This is a genomic window from Thalassospira sp. UBA4513 (genome assembly GCF_002388495.1).
Lineage (GTDB): Bacteria > Pseudomonadota > Alphaproteobacteria > Rhodospirillales > Thalassospiraceae > Thalassospira > Thalassospira tepidiphila.
The window spans coordinates 30,864-41,836 of record NZ_DGMR01000005.1 but is presented as its reverse complement, the minus strand read 5'-3'; the positions used below and the strand labels follow the sequence as shown (position 1 = coordinate 41,836).

Below are 10,973 nucleotides of genomic sequence, written 5' to 3'. Positions count from 1 at the left end.
GCAGCCCGCCTGTGAACGCGCTGCAAGCCGCACCGGCAGCACCGGCGTCGCAACCCGCGATCAATCCGGCACCGACAACACCGGTTTCCAGCAGTTCGATGGCCGATACCGGCAGTTCTGCGGCGGCAACTGCCACCACGAGCGCGGTCACCTCTGCGCCAAGCGGCTCCAAGATTGCTGACGAATGGAATGCAAAATCACCTTCCAGTGGTCCGGTCCCGACACCGGAAGCCCCGCCTGCAGCACCGACTGCGGCACAGGGGGCCGATGCCCGGGCCCAACAGCTGGCAGCCTATGAGGCTGCACAGGCAGCGCAGAGTGGACAGTCTGCACAACAGACGAGTGCGGGTACTCCAGTATCGTCTGGTGATCCGGTCATGGATCAGTATCAGCGTCGTCTGGCCGAAGGTCAGGGCGTGTTTGCCAATGAACCGGCGCCAGTGCAGACCCAGGAATTTGATTATTCGATGTATTCCGACAATGGTTCGGTGATCGTCGATGAAAGCCAGTTGGGCGGGGCGGAGCCGATGTATGGCGACTCCGCATCTTATGACATGACGGTCACCAACGATGCGCTGGCATCGCGTCTTGGCGTGCAGTCGATTGATCAGGCTGGCCCGGCTGTCAGTGAAGTGCAGATCGCACAGATCCAGTTCGCGCACGGTTCGACCAACCTTGGTGGTGCTGATTACAACGTGCTTGAACAGGTTGCGGCAACCTGGCAGCAGACCAGCGGCTTTATCCGCGTGATTGGTCATGCGTCGATGCGTACCGGCAATATGTCGCTTGAACAACATCTGGCAGTAAACCGCCGTGTGTCCGAAGGCCGTGCCGCGGCCGTTGTGTCGCGCCTGATTGAGCTTGGCGTCCATCCGAATGCAATCTTTGTCGGGGCGGATGGCTCGGCCGATCCGCGCTACTACGAAGGCGTTCCGGCGGGCGAAGCCGGCAACCGCCGTGTCGAGATTTATCTGGATTACTGATCACGTCGATCAAAACAGTTCAGAACCAAACAGCAAAACGCGGAGGGAGAAATCCTTCCGCGTTTTTTGCGTTTGGGCATCGTACGTCCGGAAATGGTCGGGTTTTTGCCGTCAGCCTGACGTCACCCGGTCCTTTACCCGCCGTAAATCGCATTTATGCGTATTTTCCGCGCATTAATTCGTTGAGTATGATTTCAAGAAAAGGTACATCCTTCGAATTGTACGCTATTAATGGCCTCAATATCGGGCCTAAACGCAACTTTCGAGAAATCGAGGATATGCTTTTCGCATAAAATTCGAATTTCAGTGATTTGACGAGGAAACAGGATAATGTCGCAGGACTTCCACCGCATAAAACGTCTACCGCCTTATGTATTCGCAGAAGTAAATGCGATGAAGGCGGCGGCGCGGCGAGCGGGGGAGGACATTATCGATTTCGGCATGGGCAACCCGGACCCGGCGACCCCACAGCATATCGTCGACAAGCTGGTTGAAACGGTCCAGAACCCGCGCACCCATGGCTATTCGATGTCGCGCGGCATTCCCGGCCTGCGCAAGGCATTGGCGGCCTATTACGGTCGTCGCTTTGGCGTCGATATTGATCCGGAAACTGAAACCGTTGTGACCCTTGGTTCCAAGGAAGGATTGGCAAACCTGGCTGCGGCGATCACAAGCCCCGGCGATATCTTTTTGGTGCCCAACCCGTCCTATCCGATCCATGCATTCGGATTCATCATCGCAGGCGCGGCATTGCGCCATATCCCGATTGGCCATGATGATCAGGGGACGTTCAATACCGAAAGCTTTATGGATCAGCTTCATCGCGCGGTGAAACACTCGGTCCCGAAACCAAGTGCGGTTGTTCTGAACTTCCCGGCCAACCCGACCGCCCTTGTGGTGGATCTGGCGTTCTATCAGGAAGTTGTCGATTTCTGCCGCAAGCATGAAATCTATGTCCTGTCGGATATTGCCTATTCAGAGATCTATTTTGATGGCAATCCGCCGCCCTCGATCCTGCAGTGCAAGGGTGCAAAGGATATCGCCGTTGAATTCTATTCGTTGTCGAAAACCTATTCGATGGCGGGTTGGCGTATCGGTTTTGCCACCGGCAATAAAAAGCTGATCAACGCACTGACCCGCATCAAGTCATACCTTGATTATGGTGCCTTTACCCCGGTTCAGGTCGCCGCAACCGCGGCCCTCAATGGTCCGCAGGACTGTGTCGAGGAATTCCGCAATCTGTACCGCGAACGCCGCGATATCTTCATCGAAGGGGCGCAAAGTGCTGGTTGGGAAATCCCAAGCCCGGCGGCAACCATGTTTGCCTGGGCACCGATCCCCGATGCCTTTGCCGAACTGGGATCGCTTGATTTTTCCAAGCTGCTTTTGCAGGAAGCAGGCGTTGCCGTGGCACCGGGTCTTGGCTTTGGCGAGTATGGTGATCGCCATGTGCGTATCGCGCTTGTGGAAAACAAGCACCGCATTCGTCAGGCCAATCGCAACATCAAACAGTTCTTTGCCAAATGCCCCGATGCAGAATCTGCACGTGAACTGTTGAAGAAATCCGTCTGATATCTCATAAAGCATTCTGTGTTTCGCCCGGGACATGTCCCGGGCGTTCTGTTATCAGGGCGCAGTGATCTTTTTTTGATCACGGGCGGAGCCAAAGATGTAACCACGCGACAAGGAGTTATCGTGAAAGACGTCGTCAAAATCGGTGTGGCAGGCCTTGGTACGGTCGGTGCCGGAACCGTTAAACTGCTGAGTGAACATCGCGACCTTCTGACAGACCGTTCGGGTCGCCAGATTGTCGTCACAGCGGTATCGGCGCGTGATCGAACTCGCGATCGTGGTTTTTCGACCGAAGGCCTGACCTGGTATGATGATGCCCGTGATCTTGCCGCGGACAAGGAAATCGACATCCTTGTCGAACTGATCGGCGGATCAGATGGTATTGCCTATGACACCTGCAAGGCCGCCCTTGAAAATGGCAAGCACGTTGTGACCGCCAACAAGGCGCTGATTGCGCTTAAGGGGGCGGAACTTGCACGGATTGCCGATGCCAACAATGTCACCATCGCCTATGAGGCGGCGGTCGCTGGCGGTATTCCGGTGATCAAGGCATTGCGCGAAGGTCTGGCTGGTAACGAGATTTCGCGCGTGACCGGCATTTTGAACGGCACGTGCAACTATATCCTGACCACGATGCGTGAACAGGGCCGTGACTTTGCCGACGTTCTGGCAGAGGCACAGAAACTTGGCTATGCCGAAGCTGATCCGACCTTTGATGTCGATGGCATTGATGCCGCGCACAAGCTTGCGATCCTTGCAAGCCTCGCCTTTGGGGTCGAAGTCGATTTTGACGCAGTTGCGGTCGAAGGCATCCGAAGCGTTTCAGCGCTTGATATCCAGCTTGCCGAAGAACTTGGGTATCGCATCAAACTGCTTGGTATCGCCAAACAGACGGCCGAAGGCATCGAGCAGCGCGTATCCCCGGTGATGGTCGATCGTGCAACCCAGATTTCCAAGGTCGAGGGCGTGTTTAACGCGGTGGCCCTTGAAGGCGACTATGTCGGGCCAGTGGTCCTGCAGGGCCGCGGGGCGGGCGAACGTCCGACCGCATCGGCGGTGGTTGCCGATATCGTCGATATCGCGGCTGGTCGTGCGGCACCGGTGTTTGGCCTGCCGGCAGATCGCCTTAAGAAAAACGTGCGTGCGTCGCTCGAAAAGCATGTTGGTGCCTATTACCTGCGCCTGATGGTGTGGGACCGCCCCGGCGTTATGGCCGAGGTGACTGCAACCCTTGCCAAGCATGGGGTGTCGATGGCGTCCATGATCCAGCATGGCCGGGCCGAAACCGAAGGCGGTGTTGTACCGGTGGTTATCGTGGCACACGAAACGACTGAGTCCGCCATGTCGGGTGCGGTGAATGATATTGCAGCCTTTGAAAGCAATTCACAGCCGCCGGTTCTGATGCGGATTGAAAGCTTCGCATCTTAACAAAATGAACAACACATATTCGCCCCGTATCTGCCATGATGCGGGGCGATGTTGTATAGCTTGGACAGAAAACCGAGCATAAAAATAAAAAGACAACAATGAGATGGGGCCCCCAGACCCCACATCAGCAATACGAGGAAGAAGATATGGATCGAAATCTTGCGCTTGAAACGGTTCGCGTGACCGAGGCGGCGGCACTTGCGTGCTCTGGCCTGATGGGACGCGGCGACGAAAAGGCAGCCGATCAGGCCGCCGTGGACGCCATGCGCAATGCGCTTAACAGCATGGATATCAAAGGCACGGTCGTGATTGGCGAAGGCGAACGCGACGAAGCCCCGATGCTGTTTATCGGCGAAGAAGTTGGCTCCGGCGAAGGCCCGGAAATCGATATCGCGCTTGATCCGCTTGAAGGCACGACCATTTGCGCGACGGGCGGCCCGAACTCTTTGGCGGTTGTTGCCATGGCCGAAAAGGGTGGCTTCCTGAACGCGCCGGACACCTATATGGAAAAGATTGCCGTTGGCGGTGGTCTTCCGGATGATGTTGTTGATCTTGACGCCAGCCCGGCCGAAAACCTTAAAAGCCTTGCCAAGGCAAAGGGCTGCGATGTTGCAGATCTGGTCGTGTGTATTCTTGATCGTCCGCGCCATCAGGAAATCATTGCCAAAACCCGCGAAGCCGGTGCACGCATCATGCTGATCGGGGATGGCGACGTTGCCGGTGTGATCGCGACTTCTCAGAAAACCTCGGGCATTGATCTTTACATGGGTACCGGCGGCGCGCCGGAAGGTGTCCTGGCCGCAGCAGCCCTTCGTTGCATCGGTGGTCAGTTCCAGGGCCGTCTTGTTTTCCGTAACGATGACGAAATCGCGCGCGCGAAAAAATGGGGCATCGAAGACCTGACCCGTAAATACAAGCTGACCGAACTTGCCAAGGGCAATGTCATGTTTGCGGCAACCGGTGTGACCGATGGTGCGATGCTGCGCGGCGTGCGTCGCTTTGCCAATGGGGCCGAAACCGAAAGCATCGTGATGCGTTCGCAGTCTGGTACTGTACGTTATGTCCGTGCGGTGCACGATTTCAGCCGGAAAATCTGGTACAAATAAGCGACCAGTTCGCAAATTTCGAAAAGGGAGTGCCTTGATGTAATTCTCGGCACTCCCTTTTTTCGTTTAATGGCTTGCAGGGGCAGGTGGACTGCGTTACATCCTCCGCCCCCTGTGACCAACACCAAATCCCGGAGCCTGCCTGATGTCGGAAATTATTGCCCTTGATTTCGGAACGACGAACTCTGTTCTTGCCGTGGCAGACAGTGCAGGAAACGTGCAATCCGCCACGTTCGAGGTCGGCACCAAAAGCTTCGATACCTATCGGACCATTTTGTATTTCTGGGAAGATCAGGACCTGAAGGCGCCGAATGCGCCGACCCACACCAAAAGCTGTTCCGGCCCGTTCGCGATTGAGGAATACCTTAAGGAAAGCCACGATTGCCGCCTGATCCAGTCGATGAAATCCTATCTGGCGGCCAAGGATTTCGAAGGGACGGATATCTTCGGGACCAACTATTCCATCGAAGATCTGATTGGTACGTTCCTGACGCAGATCCATCACTTCGCGCAACACAGCCTTGGCTGGCTGGGACAGCGGGTCATTTCCGGGCGTCCTGTCGCTTTTGCCGGAAATAATCCGGACAATGACTTTGCTGAAATGCGTTTGCGTGCGGCGTATGAACAGGCCGGTTTTGATGTCGAGGCCATGGTGTTCGAACCATTGGCGGCATCCTATTATTACGGGCGTGAACTTGATAAACCCGAAACAGTTCTGGTGGCCGACTTTGGCGGTGGTACCAGTGACTTTTCGCTGATCCGCTTTACGCCGGGACTGGGCATTCGCGGGGTGCAGCCGCTTTCGCACACTGGTCTTGGTGTTGCGGGTGACCGGTTTGATTATCGCATCATCCAGAAGGCCGTCTGGCCACGCCTTGGTTTTGGATCGGAATATAAATCCATGGGCGCGATCCTGCCGGTTCCGCGGCAATATTACACGGCGTTTTCGCGGTGGCACGAACTGGCGATGATGAACCAGCCCAAAACCATCAACGAAATCAAAGGTCTGATCCGGTCCGCAACCAAGCCCGATGATATCGAAGATCTGGTGGCGATCATCGAAGATGAAATGGGCTTCCACCTCTATCAGTCGGTGTCAAAGGCCAAGGCAGAGCTTTCTGAAAATGACAGCACCATTCTGCAATTCGCCCATGGCGGGGTGGAGATCGAAGAAAAACTGACCCGTGCCGATTTCGAAGCCTCGATTGCACCCGACATGGCCGAGATCGAACTGGCCGCCAAGAACTGCCTTGATCAGGCCGGTGTCGATGCACGTGATGTCTCAAAGGTCTTCATGACCGGTGGCACATCCTATGTCCCTGCTGTGCGCAAGCTGTTCGAAGACCGCTTTGGCAAGGACCGCATCGAAATCGGCCAGCCGTTCCTGTCGGTGGCACACGGGTTGGCTCTGATCGCGGCGGACGAAGGCATCGTCTGATCAGCAGGCGAAGTCACCGCCGCAGTTAACCGACAGCAGCACGATTGCGAGAATGACAAGCCCGATGGCAAGGCCGCTGAGCCCATAAAGCCAGATCGACTTCGGGTGGCGTTTGAATATCCAGGGCAGAATGCCACCCAGAAGGCAGAGCACCGGAAATGCCAGGACGCTGAAAAACAGGAACTGGGTGAAGATGTTTTCTTCTGAGCCCGGTGCGTCAAACATCATTGGTGAAAACATCACCATTGGCATCGACATCAGGGCAGCAAGTACGGACAGGATGGTTAATCCGATCCTGAGACCTTTTTTGTGGGGCATTGCGCGTATCCGTTTTTGTTATTGCACCAGTTTGCACAGCTTTGCCGCGCAGGCAAATGGTGTGATGAAGCAAAATGTTTTTCACAATACGAAATCGATGCTTCTTTTTAAGCATTGAGTTCAGACTTATCTTGATAGCCAAAGGGCCGCACCTTGTTCGTGACAAAAGCCCGCTCTTGTATCCCGGGAGGATCATGATGAGTTCAGAAAGTGACGCGCATGTAATTGAACGCCTGACGGGGCAGATCCTGCCTGCGATGGGGTTGTCTGCAACCAATGACACATCCGTTGATTTGTCGACATTGGCGGGTCGTACGGTTGTCTATGCCTATCCGCGCACGGCAGAGCCCGGCGTGCCGTCGCCGGAAGGCTGGAACGAAATTCCCGGTGCCAAGGGCTGTACACCGCAATCCTGCTCGTTCCGCGATCACGCCGCGGAATTGCGTGCGGTCGGGGTCAAAAACCTGTTCGGGCTTTCAAGCCAGACAACCGATTATCAAAAAGAAGCAGCCGAGCGCCTTCATCTGCCATTTGCCTTGCTGTCGGATGCTGACCATCGCTTCAAGGAAGCCATGGCGATGCCGGATTTCGAGGCAGATGGCATGCGCCTGTTCAAGCGTCTGACCATGGTCATTGATGATGGCAAGATTACCAAGGTGTTCTATCCCGTCGATGATCCCGCAGCAGACGCCGAGAACGTTTTGAAATGGTGCGGCGAAAACCCGGCCGGCTAGGGATTTCGAACTCTCGGCGCTGTTTGATCGATTGGCAAAATATCCGGTTTCAGACCGCCTGAGATTGCGCTATTCCATAGGGCATGACAGAACATTCACAAGAAAAGACTTTTATGGGTATCGAGCGATCCGTCACCGGCAAATGGTGGCGGGAACGCGCAAATGACGAGCGATTGGCAACCACGATTGCGCAGCGTTTCGGCGTGCCCGAAATTGTTGGCCGGGTGATGGCCGCGCGCGGCATTGACCTTGATGACGCCGAAAGTTTCCTGTCACCGACACTGCGCGATTTGATGCCCGATCCTTCCAGCTTGCAGGATATGGACAAGGCCGCCGCGCGCATTGCTGATGCGGTTGAGGCGGGCGAGGGGATTGCGGTGTTTGGCGACTATGATGTCGATGGCGCGACCAGTACGGCGTTGTTGAAACGGTTTTTCCGCTCCATTGGCGTTGATGTTCCTGTCCATATTCCCGATCGCATGAAAGAGGGCTATGGCCCGAATGCGACAGCCCTTCTGGAGCTGCAGCGCAAGGGCGCCAAACTGATCCTGACGGTTGATTGCGGGGTGACCGCCTATGCCCCACTGCAAGAAGCCCGCGATGCCGGGATCGAAATCATTGTTGTCGACCACCACGCGGCAGAGCCAGAATTGCCGCCTGCGGTCGCGGTCGTGAACCCCAATCGGCTGGATGATGAAAGCGGGCTTGGGCATCTTTGTGCAGCTGGTGTGGCGTTTTTGGTCTGTGTGGCGTTGTTGCGCGAATTGCGCAATCGCGGCTGGCTTGAAAAGAAGGGCGTTCGCGCACCCGATTTGCGCAACTGGCTTGATCTGGTTGCCCTTGGAACGGTGTGTGACGTGGTGCCGTTGCGCGGATTGAACCGGGCGTTTGTGACCCAGGGCCTTAAGGTGATGAAGCACCGGTCCAATGTCGGCATGACATCACTTGCCGATATTGCCGGAGTCAACGAAGTGCCGAGTGCCTATCACCTGGGTTATGTCCTTGGGCCGCGTGTGAATGCCGGTGGGCGCGTTGGCGAAAGTTTTCTGGGCACTACCCTGCTTTCGGGCGAGAACCCCGCAGAGGCGCAGGATATCGCCCGCAGGCTTGATGAATATAACCGTGAGCGTAAGGCAATCGAGGATATCGTCCTTGATCAGGCCATCAGTGCGGTGGAGGGCAAGTCAAAAGTCGGCTCCATGGTGCTGGTCGGCGGCGATGACTGGCATCCCGGCGTAATCGGTATTGTCGCAAGCAGACTTAAGGATCGCTATCACGTGCCTTCGCTTGTGATGGGCAAGGTTGACGGGGTCTATAAGGGGTCTGCGCGTTCTGTGCGCGGGATTGATCTGGGCGATGCGATTATCGCGGCCCGTCAGGCCGGGCTTTTGATCAATGGTGGCGGGCACCATATGGCGGCGGGCTTTACCCTTGACCCCGAAAAGCTTGACGCGTTCGAGGCCTTCCTTGAGGAACGCTTTGCCAAGATAATCGCCGAAAATGATATTCGCCCGACGATCACCGTCGACGGGGCGCTTCATGCCAAGGGCGCGACACTTGAGCTTATCGACTCACTTGAAAAGCTGGGTCCGTTCGGGGCAGGCAATGCCGAGCCCCGATTTGCCTTTGTCGATTGCCGGGCGGTCAAGGCCGACGTTGTCGGACAGGATCATGTGCGCTGTATCCTGACCGGGTCAAACGGGCAGGGGCGGCTTAAGGCGATTGCTTTCAGATGCCTTGATAATGATATGGGGCAGACCCTGATCAAGCATGGCGGGCGCCCGTTGCATGTTTTGGGGCATTTGCGTCGCGATAGCTGGCAGGGGCGTGATGGTGTGCAGCTGATCATTGATGATGTGGCCTTGCCGGTCTAGCGACGTGGCCCTGGGCAGGGCAGCTATGATGCTGCAAATGCTTGCCGTTATGGTTTGATCAGACTAATCCTGAAGGCACCATGACACAAAATTCGCGCCCCACACCCACCTCTGCGACGCCCAAGCATGGCCTCGGATCGTTTCTGATCGTTCTGATGCCGATCATGCTGGCCTTTTCGCTTAGTCAGTTTTTCCGTTCTGCCCAGGCGCTGCTTGCCGGGCCGCTTCGTGAACAGCTTGCCGTGACACCCGAACAGCTTGGCCTGATATCGGGCAGCTTCCATTTTGCCTTTGCGCTCATGCAAATCCCCGTCGGTGTGCTGCTCGACCGGTATGGACCACGCCTGACCAACGGGTTTTTGACCATGGTCACCGTGGCCGGTGTCTTTATCTTTGCCAATGCGCAAAGTGTACTGGGCCTGATGGCAGGCCAAGCGGTGATTGGCGTTGGCTGTTCGGCGGCCTTCATGTCGGCACTGGTTTTGGCCGCGCGCTGGACCGCACCCGAAAAGTTTGCCGCCGCATCCGGACTGATCGTTTCGTTCAGTTTGATGGGCGTTCTCGCATCGGCAACGCCGCTTGCCACACTGGTCGAGGCCTATGGCTGGCGGGCGGTTTATTATGGCTTGGCCGGTATTGCGCTGATTGCGGTGGTGCTTGATTTCATTCTGGTCCGCGACAACCCGCCGGGACATGCAACCCATGCCCAGCGCGGGGAAAGTGTCGGTGATGTCCTGCGCGGTATGGTGTCGGTCTGGTCAAACCGGCAGGTCTGGTTGCTGTCGGGGGTGGCGTTTTTCAGTTATCCGACGATCCTGACGGTGCGGGGCTTGTGGGGCGGGCCGTATTTGCATGACGTGTTTGATCTGGGCGCGGTCGAGGTTGGCAATATCCTTCTGGTCATGACGATTGGCATGATCATTGGTCCGCCGACCTACGGGCAACTGTCGCGGATGATGCCTGACAATACCCGTGGCTTGATTGTCTTTGCTGTGCTGGTCGGGGCGGTTGCCTGCCTGTTGCAGGCCTTTGTCGGACCGATGGGGACCGGCATCGCCATGGTTTTGATGTTGCTGCACGGCTTCCTTGGCAGCAGTGCGACGCTTAATTACGCCGCATCGCGCAAGGCGGTGGCCGAACATCAGATTGGCCGGGCACTGACCACGATCAATCTGGCGACCTTTGGTGGTCTGTTCGTCCTTCAGGGCATTGCCGGGCTGATTGTCGGCCATTATGAGGCCGACCCGGATACCGGTTACAAGGCGATGTTTGTCTTTTTGGGCTGTGGTCTTGCTGTGGCTGGGATCAGTTTCTGGATTGGAACCCGACGTCGTAGCCAATAAACCGTCTGGTTAAACAGTGTGCCAAGGTTTTTCAGTATTTGGTCGGGAATGGCATCATTTACGCCAAGCGATTAAAAAAAACGTCACAGGGGCGAAAAAGCCGCTTGACCTGACCCCACCCAATCGCTAAAAACCGGCCTCGTTAACGCGCTGCGTCCCCTTCGTCTAGAGGCCTAG

General features: G+C 56.3%; 10 protein-coding genes. 9 read left to right on the top strand and 1 reads right to left on the bottom strand.

Annotation, left to right across the window (positions count from 1 at the left end):
- The 6 genes from B2T33_RS02045 to B2T33_RS02025 form a co-directional block, all read left to right on the top strand.
- On the top strand, positions 1 to 983 hold a 983-nt coding region (locus B2T33_RS02045; RefSeq protein ID WP_286791040.1), incomplete at its 5' end, for an OmpA family protein.
- Between the two features lie 330 nt (positions 984 to 1,313).
- Positions 1,314 to 2,555, top strand: coding sequence for an LL-diaminopimelate aminotransferase (locus B2T33_RS02040; protein WP_064789508.1), 1,242 nt, complete (start codon positions 1,314 to 1,316; stop codon positions 2,553 to 2,555).
- Positions 2,556 to 2,678: 123 nt separating this feature from the next.
- Complete coding sequence (locus tag B2T33_RS02035; protein WP_120225374.1) at positions 2,679 to 3,983, top strand: homoserine dehydrogenase; 1,305 nt, start codon at positions 2,679 to 2,681, stop codon at positions 3,981 to 3,983.
- Between the two features lie 146 nt (positions 3,984 to 4,129).
- Entirely contained in the window at positions 4,130 to 5,089 is a 960-nt protein-coding gene (gene glpX / locus B2T33_RS02030; protein ID WP_008890926.1) for a class II fructose-bisphosphatase, read from the top strand.
- A gap of 69 nt (positions 5,090 to 5,158) precedes the next feature.
- Positions 5,159 to 5,257 (top strand): EspF repeat-containing protein, encoded by a 99-nt coding sequence (locus tag B2T33_RS20385; RefSeq protein WP_210517117.1) that lies wholly within the window; start codon positions 5,159 to 5,161, stop codon positions 5,255 to 5,257.
- Positions 5,235 to 6,527, top strand: a complete 1,293-nt coding sequence (locus B2T33_RS02025; protein ID WP_286791039.1) for an Hsp70 family protein — start codon at positions 5,235 to 5,237, stop codon at positions 6,525 to 6,527. The genes B2T33_RS20385 and B2T33_RS02025 overlap by 23 nt, the downstream gene beginning before the upstream one ends.
- Here B2T33_RS02025 and B2T33_RS02020 read toward each other — a convergent pair whose 3' ends face one another.
- Positions 6,528 to 6,845: a hypothetical protein gene (locus B2T33_RS02020; RefSeq protein WP_286791038.1), complete on the bottom strand. Its 318-nt coding sequence runs from the start codon at positions 6,843 to 6,845 to the stop codon at positions 6,528 to 6,530.
- 197 nt (positions 6,846 to 7,042) lie between these two features.
- Here B2T33_RS02020 and B2T33_RS02015 point away from each other — a divergent pair, with 197 nt between their 5' ends.
- The 3 genes from B2T33_RS02015 (at position 7,043) to B2T33_RS02005 (ending at position 10,796) form a co-directional block, all read left to right on the top strand.
- On the top strand, positions 7,043 to 7,579 hold the full coding sequence (locus B2T33_RS02015) for a peroxiredoxin (RefSeq protein ID WP_286791037.1): 537 nt from the start codon (positions 7,043 to 7,045) through the stop codon (positions 7,577 to 7,579).
- A gap of 113 nt (positions 7,580 to 7,692) precedes the next feature.
- Positions 7,693 to 9,453 carry a single-stranded-DNA-specific exonuclease RecJ gene (recJ, locus tag B2T33_RS02010; RefSeq protein ID WP_286791036.1) on the top strand — a complete coding sequence of 587 codons (1,761 nt, stop codon included), beginning with the start codon at positions 7,693 to 7,695 and terminating at the stop codon, positions 9,451 to 9,453.
- Between the two features lie 80 nt (positions 9,454 to 9,533).
- Positions 9,534 to 10,796, top strand: a complete 1,263-nt coding sequence (locus B2T33_RS02005; protein WP_286791035.1) for an MFS transporter — start codon at positions 9,534 to 9,536, stop codon at positions 10,794 to 10,796.
- Positions 10,797 to 10,973 lie beyond the last annotated feature (177 nt).

Coding starts and splice junctions, on each gene's coding strand:
- B2T33_RS02025 (WP_286791039.1), top strand. CDS start 5,235: ATGTCGGAAATTATTGCCCTTGATTTCGGAACGACGAACTCTGTTCTT.
- B2T33_RS02040 (WP_064789508.1), top strand. CDS start 1,314: ATGTCGCAGGACTTCCACCGCATAAAACGTCTACCGCCTTATGTATTC.
- B2T33_RS20385 (WP_210517117.1), top strand. CDS start 5,159: ATGGCTTGCAGGGGCAGGTGGACTGCGTTACATCCTCCGCCCCCTGTG.
- glpX (WP_008890926.1), top strand. CDS start 4,130: ATGGATCGAAATCTTGCGCTTGAAACGGTTCGCGTGACCGAGGCGGCG.
- recJ (WP_286791036.1), top strand. CDS start 7,693: ATGGGTATCGAGCGATCCGTCACCGGCAAATGGTGGCGGGAACGCGCA.
- B2T33_RS02015 (WP_286791037.1), top strand. CDS start 7,043: ATGAGTTCAGAAAGTGACGCGCATGTAATTGAACGCCTGACGGGGCAG.
- B2T33_RS02020 (WP_286791038.1), bottom strand. CDS start 6,845: ATGCCCCACAAAAAAGGTCTCAGGATCGGATTAACCATCCTGTCCGTA.
- B2T33_RS02005 (WP_286791035.1), top strand. CDS start 9,534: ATGACACAAAATTCGCGCCCCACACCCACCTCTGCGACGCCCAAGCAT.